We start from the raw sequence: 17,391 nt of genomic DNA, 5'->3' as shown, positions 1-17,391 counted from the left end.
CTAAGGAGAAGCGTATTGCAGCAGCTACTGATTGATGACGATCTGCAACCGCAGATCAAGCCGCAGCAGGCTTTGCAGACCGATGACAGTGAAAGCATCCTGCGCTTCGCGCTTGAAGCAATGGAAGCAGATTCCGCTGTCGTGCTGGTCACGCTGGTTGAGATTCGCGGTGGCGCGGCGCGGGCATTGGGTGCGCAGATGGTGGTGCGGGAAGATGGCCGCTATTGCGGCTATGTTTCCGGCGGCTGCGTGGAAGCGGCGGCGGCTTATGAAGCGTTGCAAGTCATCGCCACTGGCAAAGATCGCTTTATGAGATATGGCGAAGGATCGCCTTATCTGGATATTGTGCTGCCCTGTGGTGGCGGCATTACGCTGGCTTTCCATCAGCTACGTGACGCGCAACCGCTGAGAAACGTGCTGGATTTGCTGGCAAAGCGTCAACCCGCAGCGCTGCGCTATCTGCCGACGTTTCAGCGGCTGGCGAGCGTTGCTTGCACTGAGATGACCGGCTGGCAGGAGGATGTCTTTATCACCGGCTATCTGCCAAAAACACGCGTGGCGGTATATGGACGTTCAGTCGAAGCGTTGGCGACGGCGTCGATTGCGCAGGCCGCTGGTTACGAGGTGCTTTCTGGCGAGGATGTGCAGGCGCAGGCCGTTGATCCCCTTACGGCGGTGATTTTGCTGTATCACGATCTCGATCGCGAACTCCCAGTACTTCTGGCAGCGCTGCGTTCTGCACCCTTCTATATCGGAGCATTGGGAAGTCGGCGCACGCATGCAACGCGCGTTAAGAAACTGCTGTCGCTAGGGTTTAGTGAGGAAGAGATTGCGCGCATCAAAGCGCCGATTGGCATTTTTGCCCAGGCGCGCGATGCGCGCACGCTAGCGCTATCAATTGTTGCGGATGTCGCGGCGGCTCGGCTCAACGTGGTTTAGCCACCACATCGAGATCGCGCTGTACAGCAGCGTCCGCTTCAAGGGTGACCAGTAAGCGCGGGTCCAGCAGCGCTCTGGCACCTTCATCGCCCTGCAAATTGCGTAACGCCTCAGCGTAGCATCCAGCAAACCCGACCGGATGGCCGGGTTTGCCTTTATAAGTAAGACGCACCTGCGCCGCGCCCTTTTCTAACGCCTCTTTTACGTGCCGATAATGATCCACCGTTAGCCACGGCATATCTCCCAGCGTAATGATCCATCCGTTCCAGTGAGCGGTCATCGCCACACCCGCCGCAATGGATTCGCCGCTGCCGCCACTTTCACACAGCACAAGCTGCACGCCTGCCTTTACTGCATGCTGACGCACCGCCAGATAGTCGGGACGCGTCACCAGCGCCACCGGCAAGCCACTCAGCTTTGCCTGTTCAATCACCGTTTCAATTACCTTCGGCGCATCGTCGTTTATGCTGGCCAGCAACTTATTGCCGCTGCCGCCGCTGGCGATATAACGCGAGCCTTTACCTGCCGCGAGGATGAGAATGCCGGGCGTTGCTGAATCCATAGAAGTTTTAAACCTTGCGTTACCATCGATTATTAATGAAATTATAGCTAATCCTATGATTTATAATAGATATTAACAAAAAATAGCCAATCCAAATTAGATTGACTTCAATCTAATTTATGTCAATATATTCACGTTTTTCAGTCTCAATGACTGCAACTCTGCCTTAAAAATAGTGGTGATATGAAAGAGTTAAACGATGAAGTTTGCTGTGTAGGTCCTGAGAGTGAAGCGCCGGTGACTGTCGACCAGTTTCTCTGCTTCGCGCTCTATTCCGCGTCCCTTGCGATGACCAAACTTTATCAGTCGCGACTGAAACCACTGGGTTTGACCTATCCGCAGTATCTGGTGCTGCTGGCGCTGTGGGAAAAAGACCATGTCACCGTTTCAGAATTGGGCGCGCGCGTGCAGCTGGATTCTGGCACGCTCAGCCAGCTTTTAAAGCGACTGGAGCAGGCTGGCATTATCAGTAGAAAACGAGATGTCGGTGGCGATGAGCGCAGAGTGTTGATCTCCGTCACTGAGCAGGGACAAGAATTAAAGACCGCGGCGGCCGGCGTTCCGGCTGACATGGTGTCAGTGATGGATACGCCTTATGAAGAACTGGCCGATCTCACTGCACGTGTAACCACGCTGCGCCAGAAACTGATCAATGCCCTGCCCTAAGGGCGCGAAATAATACATTCCTATGAATGCTTTGGAGCAAGCTGAAAAATGTTAATTAGCAAAGGGATTAAGGAGAAGGTGATGTCAGACGAGAAAGCGGAAAATATGGATGACATTCATGCTGTCATTGGTCACGCCGTGTCATGCCTGCTTAAATCCGATCAACCTTTGCAACTTGATCACATTACTGCGCTATTGAAGCAGCAAGAAGAAGCCGCGCCCGTTCAGCTCAAGCAGGATTATGTCAACGCGATGAGTAAGATTGCGGAAAAGTGTTTAGCATCTTAATCAGTGCTTTTTCTGATTCGAGATATTAGCATGCTTCTCACTACTGAAATCTTGTCCGTCGCGTTGCGTGCTGGTCCTGACGCTATGATTTCTGACATCCGCCAGTGCGCGTTGGCAGGCAACTCGCCTGTAGCTTTCCTCTTCTGTTTCCGCCATCTCTTCAAGTTTGGCTATCAGCGCCGCAGAGGATACTGCAACCTGGTCTTCTAAAAGAGCAAGCAGCGCCTCACCAATCATTCGGTCCTTCATCTGTTCATCATAACTGCTGGTCATTTAATTCTCTGTGTAGTCATATTCACTCAAGCTTAAGAGTTATTAACCAATGGCGTTGTTATCTTGAGAAAATCAACGTGCGTCAGTCAGGTTAAGAGAAAACAATTGTTTTGTAAAATCCAATCTAATTCAGCACCGCTATCAGCAAGTCCTGCCGCATAAAAAATGATCGCCTCGGCGCGATGACATTCCCCGATAAAAACAAGCTCATCCAACTTGATTAAAGATAAGAAAAGTCTTAGTGGCCTCGCGTACGTTTTCATGGCGAAAAATCACCACGGGAAATAATTAGTATGAAAGCCGCAAACCCTGCTTTTCTCACCTCACTTTGCTTTACTGTTATCGGTTAGGATGCAGCTAAATTGAAGATCTACCAGTTCAGAAAATTCACTTTTAATGTGAAGAATCATGAAGTCACCTGCGACGGCAAGATGATGGCGGAGATAGCCACCACCGACTCTGCGCGTGTTATGCAAGGCGATGGATTGACCGTCATTTTCTATCACTATTTTCCGGAAAAAGCGGCGGTGATGAAGGATGGCCAGTTTGTCGATTGGGCCAGACTGAAACGTTAACGATAATGCGGGCAGCAAGGAGGCTGCACTCTCTTCTACAGGCGTGATAAACACTCGCCAGCGCATTCCATTCGTCTGTGACTTTTATTAATGATTAATAATGTTAAATAAGCCGATTAAAAAGCGTTCACTAAACCGCATTAGGGTATTTCGCTAAAATATCTTTGTTTACAGTTTATAACGGTAGGATTTATTCCACTTACTACACTGGAAGCGTGTATTTACACGCTATTAACTTTATAAGGAATAAATCCAGTGCGTAAATTTTCTCTGATTGTATTAACTGCGGGCGTGCTGCTGTCGGTCACTTCTCAGGTCGAAGCGAAGGGCTGCATCAAAGGAGCGGTTGTCGGCGGCGTGGCGGGCCACGTGGCGCATCACGGCGTTGCGGGTGCAGCAGCGGGTTGTGCGGTTGGTCACCATATGGCGAACAAAAAGCAGAAAGAAGCGGACAGCAAACAGCAGCAGTCTAAGTAATTCCCTGAGCTGCCTGTGCAAACAGGCAGCTGTAACACGCGTTATAAACGTTTTTGCGAATCCGCATCAAACAGCATCGCGCGATCCGCATCAATGGTCACAGGCAGAATATCCCCCGCCTGTGCGCCAGAACGTTGCGTGGTGAATAGCATGATGTCATGCCCTAACAGCGATCCATGAATCAGCTCGGATAATCCCGTCGGCTCCACCAGCGACACTTCTAACGGCAGCGCATTCATCGCGCCCGCTTCGGCAATCGCCACATTCTCTGGTCGGATACCGTAAATTACCGCTCGCCCAGCCTGATGCTGCGACCAATGCTGATTCAACGGCAGCTGTGCGCTATCGCCAATACGCACGCCCTGCGCGGTCATCATGCCATTGATGAAGTTCATTGATGGCGAGCCAATAAAGCTGGCGACAAACTTGTTCGCCGGTGTGTCATACAGCTCGAGCGGCGTACCGACCTGCTGAATCACACCGTTGTTCAGCACCACAATACGATCCGCCAGCGTCATGGCTTCAACCTGATCGTGCGTCACGTACACAATGGTGTTGTTCATCTGCTGATGCAGCTTCTTGATTTCGACGCGCATCTGACCGCGCAGCTGCGCATCCAGGTTCGACAGCGGTTCATCAAACAGAAACACCTGCGGTTGACGCACGATGGCGCGTCCCATGGCCACACGCTGCCGCTGACCGCCGGATAACTCTTTGGGTCGGCGATCAAGCAGATGCGTCAGGCTGAGAATTTCCGCCGCACGCCTCACCTTCTCTTCAATTTCCGCGCGCGGACGCTTCTGAATTTCCAGGCTGAAGCCCATATTGCGCGCCACCGTTAGATGCGGATAGAGCGCGTAACTTTGAAACACCATCGAGATATCGCGATCTTTGGGCGCCACATCGTTCATCAGCTGGTTGCCGATACGAATATCGCCGCCGGTCGCCAGCTCCAGTCCGGCGATGGTGCGCAGCAGCGTCGATTTGCCACAGCCGGAAGGTCCCACCAGTACCACGAATTCGCCGTCTTTGATGGTGAGGTTAATATCGCGCAGCACCTCAACGTTGCCATAGCGCTTGTCGATCTGTTTGAGCGTGATTTCAGCCATGATTTACCCCTTAACCGCACCGGCGGTGAGTCCCTGAACCAAATAGCGTTGAATGAAGGCGAAGAACAGACAGGCCGGGATCAGCGCTAGCACCACCGCTGCCATCATCTCGCCCCAGGAAACGGCAAATTTCGACACAAAGCTGAGCAGTCCAACCGGGAACGTCATCACTTCGTTTTTGTTGATCAGCATCAGCGAGAACAGCAGCTCGCTCCACGCTGCGGTAAACACAAAGCCCAATGTGGCCGCCATGCCCGGCAAGGTCAGCGGCACCAGCACGCGATACAGCGCCTGAAAACGCGTGCAGCCTTCCAGCATCGCCGACTCCTCCAAATCTTTGGGAATCGCATCAAAGAAGGATTGCATCAGGAAGGTGGCAAACGGCACGTTAAACGCGGTGTAGATCAGAATCAGCCCCAGCAAGCTGTTGGTCAGGCCCAGCGGCGCCATCACCTTGTAAATCGGCGCGATGATCATCACCAGCGGAAACATCTGCGTGAACAGCAGCAGTCCGGCGATTAGCACTTTGCCGCGAAACTGAAAGCGCGAAAAGGCATAGCCGGCCGCAGCGGCAATCAGCGTGGTAAGAAACGCGGTGCTAAACGAGACAATCAGGCTGTTGGTAAAAAAGGTCGGGAAATCACTGTCGGTCAGCACTTTTTTGAAATGACCAAAGGTCACGCCGCTCGGCAATAACCTTACGCCCTGACTAAACAGCAGTTGGTCCGGCGTCAGCGAGATTTTGATGATCCAATACAGCGGAAACAGCGCGAACAGCAGATACGCCGCAATACTCAGGCGATGGCCAATCAGCGGTAAGAGTCGCATCGTCGCCTCCTATTTCAGCAGCTGATGACGGATGCGCAGCAACACCAGCGCATAACAGGTCATCAGCAGTAACAGAAACACCGCCATCGCTGAGGCATAGCCAAAGTCGAGCTTGCGATAGGCGGTGGTGAAGATGTAGCTGGAGAGAATCGAGGTCGATCCCGCCGGACCGCCATCGGTCATCACCACAATGAGATCGGCAAAATTGGCGATCCAGATGGTGCGCAGCATCACGGTGATAGCGATCATCGGTGCCAGAAACGGGAGCGTGACGCGACGAAACTGCTGCCAGCCGCTGGCACCATCAATCGAGGCCGCTTCGTACAGGTCTTTGGGGATCGACTGCAGCGCCGCCAGCAGCGTGATGGCAAAGAATGGAATGCCAAACCAGACGTTGGCGATCACCGGTCCCCACATTGCCAGCTGCGGATCGGACAGGATGTTGTACGGCTCACTCAGCACGCCCAAATCGCTCAGCCACTGCGGCAACGGGCCGACTACCGGATTGAACAACCATGACCAGGTCAAGCCAGAGAGAAACGCCGGAACCGCCCACGGCAAGAACACCAGCGCCTGCACCCAACGGCGAAAACGGAATTCACGATTGAGCAGCAGCGCCAGCGCCAAACCGAAAAAGAACTGCAGCAGCAGCGAGCTGAGCGTCCAGTTCAGAGTGTGGCCCAGCGCTTTGAAAAAGCGCCGGTCATCAAACATCTCGCTGAAGTTATCCCAGCCGACCCAACCGGTCTCCAGCGGATTCAGCAGGTTAATGCTCTGAAACGCATAGGAGATACCGATCGCCATCGGCACAAAGATGAACAAAGCGATCAGCAACAGGCCAGGCGAGAGATACCACCACGGCTCAGCCAGCCGACTCCAGCGGAGGCGGCGGCGCGCCGGACTGTTGGGCAGAGAAGCATCAAGCATCATAATCACACTCCGCGTGGTTAGAGGTTACTGCGTGGCAAGCCAGGCTTTCTGCTCTTTGCTGAGATAGTTCGCCCAATCCTTCACCATGCTTTCGGTATCGTTCTCACCCAGCAAGGTTTCCTGGCTGCTCTCTTTCACAATCACCGAGTTGAAATAGCCCCAGCCTTTGAGATGGGTTGGCATGGTTAGCGGCACATAGTTAGGATCGTTCAGCTCTTTGAACCAGCCGGCGAACTGCGGCGTTTGGTAGAACGGATCCTGCTCGGCGCCTTTGTAAATCGGCAGCGTGCCGACGAATTTTGACCATGCGAGGTTGTTGGTTTTGTCACTGAGGAAGGTAATCAGCGGCCAGGCGAGATCCTTCTGTTTACCCTGCTTGAACATCGACCAGCCGGTATAGCCAATAGTCGGGAAGGCTTTGCCTGACGGGCCAACCGGCATCGGAGCCACAGCGAAATCATCGGCCGCCATGCTGTTTTTAATCGCGATCAGCGCGTCGGGATCCTGATCGAGCATTGCGCATTTACCTGAATAGAAGCCCGAAACGATCTCATTGAAGCCCCAGTTAACGCTGTCTTTCGAGGCGCCACCCTTTTGATACATATCCACCAGCAGCTGCGCGCCTTTCATCGCACCCGGCTCGGTCAGCGTGCTGTTACCTTGTTTATCGAAGAACTCCGGTGAACCGTTCATCGCCGCCATAAACATCATCCAGGCGTTGGTGCCGCCCACGCCACCGCGCATGCAGTAGCCGCTGATGCCATTCCCCAATTTGCTGATGCGCTGGGCATCGCTGGCGAATTCCTCCATGGTTTTGGGCGGTTCACTCAATCCTGCCTGCTGGAACAGCTTTTTATTCCAGAACAGCGCGCGCAGATAAAAGCCGTACGGCACCATGGTGGCTTTGCCGTTGGCGGCGCGCGCCATGGCCAGCGTTTTATCGGTGAGCTGCGGCGTGGCATCCCAGCTTTTCAGGCGCGGCTCGAGGTCTTCCAGCATATTGTTACTGGCATACAATCCTTGCCAGGTATCCGGCATTTCCACCACATCCGGCACCTGACCGCTCTGCAGCATGGTGCCGAGCTTTTCAAACGCCTGGCCCCACGGCAGTGAAATCAGTTCAATCTCCGTGCCGGGATGCTGGGTTTTATACTCATCGAGCATTTTTTGCAGCAGCGCGGTGCGCGGCGGGCTGGTAATCACTTCCACTACGGTAAGCTTGGCGGCGAGGCTGCTCATGGCCGCACTCAAACCCACGGCTAACACTAATGCTTTCACGGCAAAACGTTGCGTCATGACTTTTCTCCAGTGAGTGATTACGCGCAATTCGCGCTGGCAAGGGCTTGCTGCAAATCGGCCCACAAATCGTTGGTCTCTTCAAGGCCGACCGAGATGCGGATCAGGCGTGGCGAGACGCCGAAATCCACCGCCGAGTTAAATTCACTGGCCTGGTTGATCACCGAAATCGCCGGCATCACCAGACTCTCAAATCCGCCCCAGCTCACGCCCATGTGGAACAGCTCCAGCGCGTTGCACAACTGCGGAATATCCACCTGCTCCGCCACTTCAAAGGCAAACAGACCGCTGTAGCCGCGCAAGGTGGACCACGACTGCGGTTTCAGCCCCGGATGGCAGACGTCGGTCACTAGCGGATGCTCCGCCAGTTTCTCAGCAATAGTCAGCGCGCTCTGGTGGTGGTGTTTCATGCGCAGCGGCAGCGTGCGCAGGCCGCGCATCAGCAGTGACGCTTCATGCGCCGAAAGTTTGCCGCCGAGGTAAGGACTGATGTGACGCGTAATGTGGTTGATGTGCTGCTGGCTGGCGATCACCAGACCAGCCACCACATCGCTGTGGCCGCTGATATATTTCGACGCCGAGTGCACCACGATATCGATGCCGCACAGCAGCGGCTGCTGGAAAATCGGTGAAGCCCAGCTGTTATCGATCATGCTGACCACGCCCGCTTCGCGCGCCATCGCGCCGAGCTTATTCAGATTCTGTTCACTCATCACCCAGCTTGAGGGACTTTCCAGATACAGCAGGCTGGCATCCGATAAGGCCGCACCAATTGCAGCTTCGTCATCGCCATCGACAAACTCGGTGACGATGCCAAAGCGCTGGCAGAAGCCACGCAGAAAGCGATAGGTATCGGGATAAACGTGATTAACGCACACCACTTTTTTACCCGGCGCCACCACGCTGAGAATCGCATTGCTGATCGCCGCCATGCCGCTGCCAAAAGCCAGACAGGCTTCGCCGCCCTCCAGCGCCGCCATCTTGTCCTGCAGCGCTTTTACCGTCGGGTTATCGACGCGCGAATAGAGCGGCTGATCGCTCTCGCCGCGAAAGCGCGCGATCATGCTGTCGTAATCACTGAAGGTGAACAGCGAAGACTGGTAAATCGGCGTAGTGACCGCGCCCATTTCATGGCGTTGATCGTGAGTGAGCAGCGTTTGTTGCGGAATCAACTTATCGTTTGGCATTCATTACATCCTTCATGTCGCGTTCGGTGATATCGAGAATTTGATGGCAGATCGCGCGCGATGCCGTGCAATCGCGCTGGTGGATAGCGTTAAAGAGTTCACGGTGCAGCGGGAAAGAGTCTGAAAACAGCGCCTGTTCCGGTGGTGATTCGAAAAATGCATGAAATGAGTCGTAAATGCCGTTGAGCATTTGTAGCAGCAATGGATTTCCGGCAGCCCGATAGATGCTGGCGTGAAATGCCCAGTCTTCCGCACCGGCAGAACCGATCGCCAGATGCACTTTTTCCATCTCATTAAGACGTTGCTCGATTTCGATCAGATCGGCAGCCGAGGCACGTTGAGCCGCCAACGCGCAAGATTCCGACTCGATAATGCGGCGCACTTCCAGCGCGTGCAGCATGTTGGCCGAGTCGTTTTTAAAGCGCAGCGATAAGAAGCTGTCGTTGACGCCCACTTCCGCCTGCAAAAAAGTCCCGCTGCCCTTTTTACGCAGAATAATGCCTAGCGCTTCCCAGCGTTTGAGTGCTTCACGCACCGTATTGCGGCTGACGCCAAGCTTCTCCGCCAGCACGCGTTCCGGCGGCAAGCGGCTGCCGGGCTGCGCACCCGACTGCGCCATATAGCGCGTTAGCGCGTCGAGAATCAGCGTATCGCTGCGCGGCGTGGAAATAGGATGAAGCTCAGCCGGTATCTGCATGGCAATGCCTTAATTGGTCCAACATCTCTACCAATCGAATAGCAACGCGCGTGCCAGAATATTAATATGCTGAATTGAATGAATTTTGTGCGGAGTAATAAGTGGACATTATGCATTTTGCTGGTGCAAATCGAGGGGATTTGCACCATTTGGGTACGTGGTAAGGGTGATGATCATCCTGGGAGGGATGGAGCCGCGAGCAGCTAACACGCGTTTATTTATTTAAAACCTGCCAGCGTTTATAAACGTCGAGCGCTTGCGGTCGAGGCTGATATTTCATCGGCAAGCGACGTTGTTCAATTGGCTTGCTGTATTCAGCGTAAAAGGTGTCAAGTTCAAAGTATTTACGATCGTCACGGTAATACGTCGAATACTCTTCGCGTTTGGTGATGTATATCACCTGCTTTGGACTGCAATAATAGAGTGCACCCAAACACATTGGACAAGGGCTGGCGAGAATGTAAATGTCGCAGTCGGTGAGGTTTTCGCTGCCTGATTCACGGCAGGCTTCGCGGATGGCCAGTATTTCAGCGTGAGCCGTGGGATCATTCGTCTGTGCGACCTGGTTTGCGCGCTCAGCGATTACCTTGCCATCGCGAACAATGACTGTTGCAAATGGGCGACCGCCCTCTTCAACGTTTTTCATTGCTAAATCAATCGTGCGTTGTACAAAATCCATTCGTTCCTCGCTTGTATACATAATTAACCATGACATTTTGAGCCTGATTCAGTTTTGTATAATGCGAAAGCGATGAGCAGGCTAAACGTATACGATTTAAACGGTGAATAAGTAAAAGTTTATTTCTGATGGCGGTGATGGGCAGCACCGCCTTTAGAAGAGTAATAATCTTAATCGCAAGCTCGCATTTTAAGACTAATTACTGAGGACTACCATTGATGAGGGTTACGCAAAAATTCTGCCTGGCTCGGCAAAATTTCAAGATCCCGTTTTCTACAAAAAACCTGCGACGGCATATTTCCTGTTAACGGCGCAATGTCACGCAGTTTCATTTCACGGTTAACTTTAGGTAACCACTCTTCGAACTGTTTCGCGTAGGAATCCGCCAGATTTTTATCATGGGTGCGCCCGACAAAAAGCTTACTTTTAGCGAGACGCGAAATGTCCGTCGCATATATTTCGTAGAGATCGCCGCACTGTACAATTTCAATTGCGGTGAAATGCATATTGGGCCAGAAACTCACTTTTGCTAAAAAATTGCTGTAATTCATAAAATATCACTTATTGTTGGATTTATCTGTGTGCCAGATTATTCTGGTCGGGCCAGTAATTATAACGCCATTCTCATGGCCTGATACTGTCAGATAAATCCTGAACTTTTAAAATTGAATCGCTTTAAAACCCACGTTCTTAATTATGGGAGATTATCTTAACTGAAAAAGCCGTCATCATCCGGCGTCTTTCCTACCACGATTTGCAGCGTATTCCGCAGGCAATCCTGGAAAATCACATCATTGGTGCTCTCAAGCTCTGCCAGCAGATAGGCAATAATGCTCTTATTGGTAACAGTTTTTTTGTCTTTTATGATAGCGGTGATAATTGAGCCCAATATTTCGGCCTCAGATTTCAGCTTTACAGAACCACAATTGAAATAAGCGATAAAATCGGTACTGATATTCATTTTTTGCATGCGTTTCCCCTGGCGACGTTAGTGCCAGCACTTTATTGAGTAATAAAAAATTAATGGAATAGTCTGAAAAATGAGATCGCAAATGATCCCGTTAAGCTGATTGAATTTAATAAAAGGGGAATGTTGTTAATTTTAGAGAAAATGTCTATCAAGAGAGCCTGCTGACGTTTACATTGAGTAGCGTGGGTTTCGGGGTGAAAGAAGTTATGTCACCACTTGATCACAAAAATATACAAACACGTAATAAGAGTACAGAAGTTTCTTTTAATAAAACCGCTGTTATTTTAAGCAATTGGAATAAAATCAGCGATAACAGTCAGTTGAGTGATAGTTAGAGTCCAAAGAGAATTGTAAATTAGTCCTGTTAGGTGATTAATGCGGATTGTTGTTTATCGGTTTACAGATTGCAGAAGCACACATTGATGCGCTTCTGCCCCGGTGTTCAAGGCGTTACCGCTTTGCCGCTCACCACTTTTGCTTGCTGCAGGCTGGCCTCTTCCTCGCGGAATTTCAGACGATCCCAGACCCGGAAGAACGGATAGTAAATCACCAGCGAAATCGTTAGATTCACCACCTGCAAAACGGTGCCGGAAATATGCCCGCCGGTGGCCAGATAGCCGCTGACAAAAATCGGTGTGGTAAACGGCAGCGCAATCCCCGCCGGAGGCGCCACCAAACCAGTGCTCATCGCCGCCCACGACACAATCACCAGCACCACCGGCGTCAGGATAAAGGGCAGGAACAGATACGGGTTCATCACCAGCGGAATACCGAACACTAATGGCTCACTAATGTTAAACAGCGCCGCCGGTGCGGCAATTTTACCAAGCTGTTTCATCTGGCGACTGCGCGAACGAATCAGCATGAAAATCACCAATCCCAGCAGCGCGCCGGTGCCGCCGGGCGCAATCCACAAATCATAAAACTGCTGGGTAAAGATGTGCGGGATCGGTTGGTTGTGCTGAAACGCCTCGAGGTTTTCACTCATATTCGACAGCCAAACCGGCTGAATGAATACCAGCACAATCGCATCGCCGTGCAGTCCAAGCGTCCAGAGAATCCCAATCAGCAGCACCGAGAAAATCATGCCAGGCAAGGTGCCGCCCACGTGATGCATCGGCAAACCAATTACAGTAGCAATCAGGTTATTGATATCGCCGAACGGCGATGCTTCCACCGCCAGACGAATCACCAACACCACCGCCAGCACGCAAAAACCGGGCACCAGCGCGAGGAAGGATTTTGCCACCGCAGGCGGCACGCCCTCCGGCATCTTGATCACCAGATTACGGTTGTGCACAAAGCGGTAAATCTCGGTCGAGAGCAGCGCAACCACGATAGCCACGAACAAACCCTGGCTGCCAATCAGTGAAATCGGCAACACGCCGGTGACCAACTGCGTCGGCGCGCCTTCCACCGGGGCAAACAGCGTCTGCTGCGGAATGGTCATCACAAATGCCACTAACGCCATCGCGCCGCTGGTGAGCGGATCGAGCGTGCGATACTTCTCCGCCAAGCGGTAAGCGATGCCGAAGCTGGAGATCAGCGCCATGATGTCGTAGGTCGCGCGCACCGGATAAAGCAGTTTGTTGCGCCACGTCTCGCCAAACAGATCCGCCATTAAATGGCCCCACGCCGGAATCGGCAGATAGGCAAAGATCAGGAAGAAGCTGCCAATCAGCATAAACGGCATGTTGAGAATGATGCCGTCGCGCACGGAGAGCACATGCTTCTGACCGGCGATTTTCAGTGCGACGGGCAAGACATAACGGTCTATAAAAGTACGGTTAGACATAGGTGTTCCTCTGGCTCAGTGGCGCAACGGATTATGGCGTGGCGAACTGCGGCAGCCACGGCTTGTTTAAGGTCAGCACTTCGTCAAGCAAGGCTTCGGCGGTCGCGACATCACCGACTAACGGATTGCCGAGCAGCGCCAGCAGCGCTTGCTCACGATCGCCATGCACCGCGGCTTCGATCGTCAGGCGTTCAAATGCTTTGATCTGCTGCGTCAGGCCATTCATCAGCGGCGGCAACTCACCAAACGCCAACGGATGCGCGCCTTGCGCATCAACCAGACAGTTCACCTCCACCACCGCGTCATCCGGCAGGCCATGAATCGCGCCATTGTTGCGACAGTTCACCACCAGATTTTTGCCGCTGTTATTGTGAATCGCACTGATCAGCTCAACCGCCACTTCGGAGTAATACGCCCCGCCACGGAAACTCAGCTGCTCGGGTTTGTGCGCCAGATGCGGGTCGGCATACAGCGCGAACAGTTCCGCTTCCACTTTCATCACCTGCTCCGCGCGCGTGCCTTCATGACCGTTTTGCGCTTTCTCCTGCTCTTCGGCCAGCATCTGCGGCGTTTGCCAGTAATAGCGGTGATACGGGCACGGAATCGCTCTGAGCGCGCGCAGGAACTGCGGCGACCACGGCATATCTTTGATGTTGTTCATGGTGAGCGATTGGCCGTCGCACAGTTGCTCGATCACCTGCGCGGTCACATCCTCGCCGCGACAGGTCACCTGATGCACCCACACCAGATGATTGAGCCCGGCGAAGCGCAGCTGCACGTCATCCCAGGGCGCGTCGAGCATGCCAGCAATCATGTGATGCATATTCACCGGCACATTGCACAGCCCGATGATTTTCGCCTTGCTATAGCGCGACACCGCCTCCGTCACAATTCCCGCCGGATTAGTGAAGTTGATGATGAAGGCGTCCGGTGCCAGCTCCTCGACTTTGCGCGCTACCTTGAGCATCACCGGAATGGTGCGCAACGCTTTGGCAAAGCCGCCAACGCCCGTGGTTTCCTGGCCGAGCCGACCATATTTCAGCCCGAGGCGCTCATCCGCCGCGCGCGCGGCCAACAATCCCACACGCAGCTGCGTCAGAACAAAACGAGCACCGCGAATCGCGTCATCCAGCTCAAAATGGACGCTCACTTTTACCTGCTCCAGCCCGTTTTGCTGCAGCATGCGGCGAGTAAGATCGGCGATGACATTAACCTTTTCACGCCCTTGCTCGATATCCACCAGCGCCAGTTCCGTCACCGGCAGCTGCGCATAGCGATTGATGATCCCTTCCACCAGCTCCGGTGAATAGCTGCTGCCACCACCAATAATTGCGATCTTAAGCATCTGTGCCTCCTGCCGCTGTGCGGCGGTAGAGTTCAATGATTTCGCCAGCCAAATCCTGAATCAGCATGGCGTTCATAAGATGATCCTGGGCGTGCACCAGAATCAGCGTGACCGGCAACTTACCGCTGCCTTCATCCAGACCAATCAGCGCGGTCTGCTGCTGGTGCGCAGCGCTGATGCTTTCGCCTGCCGCCGCCAGCTGTTGCTGCGCCTCGCTGAAGCGCCCTTCTCGCGCCAGTCGTAGCGCGCTGATGGCCGCGCTGCGGGCTGCGCCGGCCTGCACCAGCAACAGCATAATTTCCTCTTCAAACTCGATAGCCACGATTTCAGACATGCAGAATCCCCCACAGCACAACGCCGTGTAATGTCAGTTGGATGGGTTAAAAAGGACGTTTAAGAAGCGTGTAAGGCCAGCGCTTTATCGAGCACCTGTTCGCCACGCATCATGCCGTAATCCATCATGTCAATGACGGCGACAGATTTGCCTTGCGGCGCGGCAATGGCGCTAAGTCGGGCTGCTTCGAACTGCACCTGCGGGCCAAGCAGAACCACATCGGCATCTGGCAGAATGCGTTCGAATTCCGCCACCGGCACGGCTTTAATGTCAATCTCCAGACCGCGACCTGCAGCGGCGTGCTGCATTTTGCTCACCAGCATGCTGGTTGACATGCCAGCAGCACAGCAAAGTACGATGCGCATAATTTCTTCTCCTGTGATTTGTTCCGGCCATTTAAGACCTGTCTCAGAGACGCTGTAAAGTGGCTGTGGGCAGAGGATTTTCTGATGGATAGATAATTTATTAATACAAGTCAGATGGATACGATTAAAATCGTCATGAAAATATTTTTCATGAGTGTGATCTTAACCGTAATTTAACAGTAAAAAGCCCAACAAACGGCGCTAACACCCCGCGATGAGATGAAAAAAAACTCAACATGAAAAATAATTTCATGCATGATGGATCTTCGCTACTGAGGATGTGATGAGCTGATGGATATTGTCTGGCAATTACGACAGCAGTCGGAGCGCGCGGATGCGCAGGAATCGAGGCTGGCGCGTTTTATTCTGGCGAACCTGAACGCCAATGTACACGTCACCATGGAGAGTCTGGCTACACAGGCTGGTGTGAGTCCGGATGTGCTGCGACGCTTTGCCACTTCGGCGGGCTGTCAGGATCTTGATGATTTTCTCCATCAGGTGCGGAAAGCCGGTCAGCAGCAGGATGTTGAATTTATCGATGTCATCCGCCAGCGGCAATCGTCGCTGAGTCAGCAGGAGAAACGCGTTGCCGAGGCGATTCTCAGCGACACTGCTTTTGCCGCTTCCGCTACCATCGAGCAACTTGCCGGCCGCGCAGAAGTCAGCGCCGCCACCATCACCCGCTTTGCGCGTTCGCTGGGTTGCGAAGATATCCGCGATTTGCGTATGCGGCTGGCGCGCGCGCCACAGAGACAAACCACTCACGCGATTGCGCCGATTGAGGCCATTACTCAAGCGTTAACCCAGCAATATGGTCAAGCGGAAGCGGCGACCTGGCAGCGTGCCGCAGAGATGTTGCGTAAAGCCCGAAGCGTACTGCTGATTGGCGCATCGGGGCTGCATACTACGCTGGTGGCGGACGTCCATCAGCGCCTGCAAAACGCCGGACTGGCCAGCGCGTGGATTCAGGATGATAACCTGCTGAGCATGACGCTGAGCCGTTTGCAACCGGACGATCTGTTGCTGATTCTCGCGCCTGATACGGTTAACAGCCACGTGCTTAGCGCAGTACACCATGCGCACATTCAAAAAACGCCGGTGATTGCGCTTTGTGCGAAGACATTAGATCTCGCCAATCAAGCCGATATTTGGCTGCCGCTGCCGGAAGCGCAACACGCGCGCCGTTACGGCATTTTGTTTGCGCTGGATCGGCTGGAAGCGGCGCTTTAAGCACAGCGGTTACTGAAACAGATCGCCACGATATTTAAACAGCTCCAAATCCGACGCGATGCCGAGTTTTTTCATGCCGGTCTGCTTATGAGCGCTGATGGTTTTGCGGCTGCGATTGAGTTTTGCAGCGATTTCGAACACTTGCATGCCATCAATAAAACAGCGAATCACTTCCGCTTCACGCGCCGTGAGCAATTTACTCAGCTGTGAAACACGCGAAACCTCGTTCGAATCTTCCTGCAAAATAGGACGATCCCGCTTACGGCCTGGCAATTGGCTTAGCAGGCTGGCGATGTCATCCGGCAGCGAGCGCTTGCCAGCAGCAATATTACGGATTGCCGCAAAGTAAGCCGGGGTCTCTTCACGTTTAGTGATATAGCCTTTAATGCCCAGATGCAGAGCCGCACGAATTACCGCAACACTTTCCATCGACGTTGAGAGCAAAATTTTCAACTGCGGATGATGCATCCGGATGTGTTTAATTAGCGATAAGCCATCTAACTGGTCGTTACCCAGAATGTAATCCAGCACCAATACGTCGGCACTGTTCTGCCCAAGCCAGGCCAACAGCGCTTTGCTGGTGCCAAATGTCGCCAGCATGTTGATATCGGGTTCACGTGTGGCAGCAACTTCGAATGAGAAGCGCATCATGGGATGATCATCCAGCATCACCACCTTAATTTTGTTCGCGTGAAACACGGCCATCTGCCACCTCGGTAACCTGAAACTCATATTGATACGGTTTGGCCCAGCATAGGCATTACCGGGACTTTTCTGAAGCGCTGAATGCTTAGGCGCGCGTAGGAAAATACTTATATTATTTTTCATACACTTACTACTAAAAAC

General features: G+C 53.1%; 22 protein-coding genes. 6 read left to right on the top strand and 16 right to left on the bottom strand.

Annotated elements, in window-relative coordinates; translation table 11 throughout:
- Positions 1 to 15: 15 nt before the first annotated feature.
- Positions 16 to 939: an XdhC family protein gene (locus ACVLVH_RS01895; protein ID WP_192412993.1), complete on the top strand. Its 924-nt coding sequence runs from the start codon at positions 16 to 18 to the stop codon at positions 937 to 939.
- On the opposite strand, the gene ACVLVH_RS01890 is transcribed toward ACVLVH_RS01895, so the two are convergent.
- Entirely contained in the window at positions 926 to 1,501 is a 576-nt protein-coding gene (locus ACVLVH_RS01890) for a nucleotidyltransferase family protein (RefSeq protein WP_462063040.1), read from the bottom strand. The genes ACVLVH_RS01895 and ACVLVH_RS01890 overlap by 14 nt on opposite strands.
- 183 nt (positions 1,502 to 1,684) lie before the next feature.
- Here ACVLVH_RS01890 and ACVLVH_RS01885 point away from each other — a divergent pair, with 183 nt between their 5' ends.
- Together ACVLVH_RS01885 and ACVLVH_RS01880 are read left to right on the top strand one after the other, a co-directional pair.
- Entirely contained in the window at positions 1,685 to 2,167 is a 483-nt protein-coding gene (locus ACVLVH_RS01885) for a MarR family winged helix-turn-helix transcriptional regulator (RefSeq protein ID WP_217548235.1), read from the top strand.
- An 81-nt stretch (positions 2,168 to 2,248) separates the two neighbouring features.
- Positions 2,249 to 2,455 (top strand): hypothetical protein, encoded by a 207-nt coding sequence (locus ACVLVH_RS01880; protein WP_101761503.1) that lies wholly within the window; start codon positions 2,249 to 2,251, stop codon positions 2,453 to 2,455.
- On the opposite strand, the gene ACVLVH_RS01875 is transcribed toward ACVLVH_RS01880, so the two are convergent.
- Positions 2,456 to 2,728 carry a hypothetical protein gene (locus ACVLVH_RS01875; protein ID WP_498948549.1) on the bottom strand — a complete coding sequence of 91 codons (273 nt, stop codon included), beginning with the start codon at positions 2,726 to 2,728 and terminating at the stop codon, positions 2,456 to 2,458. It lies immediately after the preceding gene.
- Between the two features lie 398 nt (positions 2,729 to 3,126).
- Here ACVLVH_RS01875 and ACVLVH_RS01870 point away from each other — a divergent pair, with 398 nt between their 5' ends.
- Entirely contained in the window at positions 3,127 to 3,303 is a 177-nt protein-coding gene (locus ACVLVH_RS01870) for a hypothetical protein (RefSeq protein ID WP_158238597.1), read from the top strand.
- Positions 3,304 to 3,558: 255 nt separating this feature from the next.
- Entirely contained in the window at positions 3,559 to 3,780 is a 222-nt protein-coding gene (locus ACVLVH_RS01865; protein ID WP_101761506.1) for a hypothetical protein, read from the top strand.
- A 41-nt stretch (positions 3,781 to 3,821) separates the two neighbouring features.
- Here ACVLVH_RS01865 and ACVLVH_RS01860 read toward each other — a convergent pair whose 3' ends face one another.
- From ACVLVH_RS01860 to ACVLVH_RS01800, 13 genes are all read right to left on the bottom strand, one after another.
- Complete coding sequence (locus ACVLVH_RS01860; RefSeq protein ID WP_110866891.1) at positions 3,822 to 4,889, bottom strand: ABC transporter ATP-binding protein; 1,068 nt, start codon at positions 4,887 to 4,889, stop codon at positions 3,822 to 3,824.
- A 3-nt stretch (positions 4,890 to 4,892) separates the two neighbouring features.
- A complete protein-coding gene (locus tag ACVLVH_RS01855) occupies positions 4,893 to 5,717 on the bottom strand; it encodes a carbohydrate ABC transporter permease (protein ID WP_101761508.1) in 825 nt (274 codons plus the stop codon).
- Positions 5,718 to 5,726: 9 nt separating this feature from the next.
- Positions 5,727 to 6,647, bottom strand: a complete 921-nt coding sequence (locus ACVLVH_RS01850; RefSeq protein WP_192234862.1) for a carbohydrate ABC transporter permease — start codon at positions 6,645 to 6,647, stop codon at positions 5,727 to 5,729.
- A gap of 24 nt (positions 6,648 to 6,671) precedes the next feature.
- Positions 6,672 to 7,943: an ABC transporter substrate-binding protein gene (locus ACVLVH_RS01845; RefSeq protein WP_222183326.1), complete on the bottom strand. Its 1,272-nt coding sequence runs from the start codon at positions 7,941 to 7,943 to the stop codon at positions 6,672 to 6,674.
- A gap of 20 nt (positions 7,944 to 7,963) precedes the next feature.
- Positions 7,964 to 9,130, bottom strand: coding sequence for a PLP-dependent transferase (locus ACVLVH_RS01840; protein WP_312462664.1), 1,167 nt, complete (start codon positions 9,128 to 9,130; stop codon positions 7,964 to 7,966).
- Positions 9,117 to 9,827 (bottom strand): FadR/GntR family transcriptional regulator, encoded by a 711-nt coding sequence (locus tag ACVLVH_RS01835; protein WP_309837590.1) that lies wholly within the window; start codon positions 9,825 to 9,827, stop codon positions 9,117 to 9,119. The genes ACVLVH_RS01840 and ACVLVH_RS01835 overlap by 14 nt, the downstream gene beginning before the upstream one ends.
- A gap of 214 nt (positions 9,828 to 10,041) precedes the next feature.
- On the bottom strand, positions 10,042 to 10,506 hold the full coding sequence (locus tag ACVLVH_RS01830; RefSeq protein WP_192413003.1) for a nucleoside deaminase: 465 nt from the start codon (positions 10,504 to 10,506) through the stop codon (positions 10,042 to 10,044).
- A 209-nt stretch (positions 10,507 to 10,715) separates the two neighbouring features.
- Positions 10,716 to 11,057, bottom strand: coding sequence for a hypothetical protein (locus tag ACVLVH_RS01825; RefSeq protein ID WP_312462665.1), 342 nt, complete (start codon positions 11,055 to 11,057; stop codon positions 10,716 to 10,718).
- A gap of 158 nt (positions 11,058 to 11,215) precedes the next feature.
- Positions 11,216 to 11,476 carry a biofilm/acid-resistance regulator YmgB/AriR gene (locus tag ACVLVH_RS01820; protein WP_101761515.1) on the bottom strand — a complete coding sequence of 87 codons (261 nt, stop codon included), beginning with the start codon at positions 11,474 to 11,476 and terminating at the stop codon, positions 11,216 to 11,218.
- 442 nt (positions 11,477 to 11,918) lie between these two features.
- Positions 11,919 to 13,271, bottom strand: coding sequence for a PTS cellobiose transporter subunit IIC (gene celB / locus ACVLVH_RS01815; RefSeq protein ID WP_312462667.1), 1,353 nt, complete (start codon positions 13,269 to 13,271; stop codon positions 11,919 to 11,921).
- Positions 13,272 to 13,302: 31 nt separating this feature from the next.
- A complete protein-coding gene (locus ACVLVH_RS01810; protein WP_312462668.1) occupies positions 13,303 to 14,616 on the bottom strand; it encodes a 6-phospho-beta-glucosidase in 1,314 nt (437 codons plus the stop codon).
- Positions 14,609 to 14,950, bottom strand: a complete 342-nt coding sequence (locus ACVLVH_RS01805; RefSeq protein WP_101761518.1) for a PTS lactose/cellobiose transporter subunit IIA — start codon at positions 14,948 to 14,950, stop codon at positions 14,609 to 14,611. Before ACVLVH_RS01805 ends, ACVLVH_RS01810 begins: the two co-directional genes overlap by 8 nt.
- A gap of 59 nt (positions 14,951 to 15,009) precedes the next feature.
- On the bottom strand, positions 15,010 to 15,318 hold the full coding sequence (locus ACVLVH_RS01800; RefSeq protein WP_101761519.1) for a PTS sugar transporter subunit IIB: 309 nt from the start codon (positions 15,316 to 15,318) through the stop codon (positions 15,010 to 15,012).
- Between the two features lie 288 nt (positions 15,319 to 15,606).
- Here ACVLVH_RS01800 and ACVLVH_RS01795 point away from each other — a divergent pair, with 288 nt between their 5' ends.
- Positions 15,607 to 16,545 carry a MurR/RpiR family transcriptional regulator gene (locus ACVLVH_RS01795; RefSeq protein WP_192413007.1) on the top strand — a complete coding sequence of 313 codons (939 nt, stop codon included), beginning with the start codon at positions 15,607 to 15,609 and terminating at the stop codon, positions 16,543 to 16,545.
- Between the two features lie 9 nt (positions 16,546 to 16,554).
- On the opposite strand, the gene ACVLVH_RS01790 is transcribed toward ACVLVH_RS01795, so the two are convergent.
- Complete coding sequence (locus ACVLVH_RS01790; RefSeq protein ID WP_192413008.1) at positions 16,555 to 17,250, bottom strand: response regulator; 696 nt, start codon at positions 17,248 to 17,250, stop codon at positions 16,555 to 16,557.
- Positions 17,251 to 17,391 lie beyond the last annotated feature (141 nt).

This window comes from Kluyvera sp. 1366, assembly GCF_054823405.1.
This window is presented reverse-complemented; position numbering and strand designations above follow the sequence as displayed.

What these genes read in the sequence shown, in the direction of transcription:
- ACVLVH_RS01795 (WP_192413007.1), top strand. Translation starts at nt 15,607, where the DNA reads ATGGATATTGTCTGGCAATTACGACAGCAGTCGGAGCGCGCGGATGCG.
- ACVLVH_RS01810 (WP_312462668.1), bottom strand. Translation starts at nt 14,616, where the DNA reads ATGCTTAAGATCGCAATTATTGGTGGTGGCAGCAGCTATTCACCGGAG.
- ACVLVH_RS01835 (WP_309837590.1), bottom strand. Translation starts at nt 9,827, where the DNA reads ATGCAGATACCGGCTGAGCTTCATCCTATTTCCACGCCGCGCAGCGAT.
- ACVLVH_RS01850 (WP_192234862.1), bottom strand. Translation starts at nt 6,647, where the DNA reads ATGATGCTTGATGCTTCTCTGCCCAACAGTCCGGCGCGCCGCCGCCTC.
- ACVLVH_RS01805 (WP_101761518.1), bottom strand. Translation starts at nt 14,950, where the DNA reads ATGTCTGAAATCGTGGCTATCGAGTTTGAAGAGGAAATTATGCTGTTG.
- ACVLVH_RS01820 (WP_101761515.1), bottom strand. Translation starts at nt 11,476, where the DNA reads ATGCAAAAAATGAATATCAGTACCGATTTTATCGCTTATTTCAATTGT.
- ACVLVH_RS01885 (WP_217548235.1), top strand. Translation starts at nt 1,685, where the DNA reads ATGAAAGAGTTAAACGATGAAGTTTGCTGTGTAGGTCCTGAGAGTGAA.
- ACVLVH_RS01840 (WP_312462664.1), bottom strand. Translation starts at nt 9,130, where the DNA reads ATGCCAAACGATAAGTTGATTCCGCAACAAACGCTGCTCACTCACGAT.
- ACVLVH_RS01890 (WP_462063040.1), bottom strand. Translation starts at nt 1,501, where the DNA reads ATGGATTCAGCAACGCCCGGCATTCTCATCCTCGCGGCAGGTAAAGGC.
- celB (WP_312462667.1), bottom strand. Translation starts at nt 13,271, where the DNA reads ATGTCTAACCGTACTTTTATAGACCGTTATGTCTTGCCCGTCGCACTG.
- ACVLVH_RS01790 (WP_192413008.1), bottom strand. Translation starts at nt 17,250, where the DNA reads ATGGCCGTGTTTCACGCGAACAAAATTAAGGTGGTGATGCTGGATGAT.
- ACVLVH_RS01855 (WP_101761508.1), bottom strand. Translation starts at nt 5,717, where the DNA reads ATGCGACTCTTACCGCTGATTGGCCATCGCCTGAGTATTGCGGCGTAT.
- ACVLVH_RS01860 (WP_110866891.1), bottom strand. Translation starts at nt 4,889, where the DNA reads ATGGCTGAAATCACGCTCAAACAGATCGACAAGCGCTATGGCAACGTT.
- ACVLVH_RS01880 (WP_101761503.1), top strand. Translation starts at nt 2,249, where the DNA reads ATGTCAGACGAGAAAGCGGAAAATATGGATGACATTCATGCTGTCATT.
- ACVLVH_RS01825 (WP_312462665.1), bottom strand. Translation starts at nt 11,057, where the DNA reads ATGAATTACAGCAATTTTTTAGCAAAAGTGAGTTTCTGGCCCAATATG.
- ACVLVH_RS01830 (WP_192413003.1), bottom strand. Translation starts at nt 10,506, where the DNA reads ATGGATTTTGTACAACGCACGATTGATTTAGCAATGAAAAACGTTGAA.
- ACVLVH_RS01845 (WP_222183326.1), bottom strand. Translation starts at nt 7,943, where the DNA reads ATGACGCAACGTTTTGCCGTGAAAGCATTAGTGTTAGCCGTGGGTTTG.
- ACVLVH_RS01875 (WP_498948549.1), bottom strand. Translation starts at nt 2,728, where the DNA reads ATGACCAGCAGTTATGATGAACAGATGAAGGACCGAATGATTGGTGAG.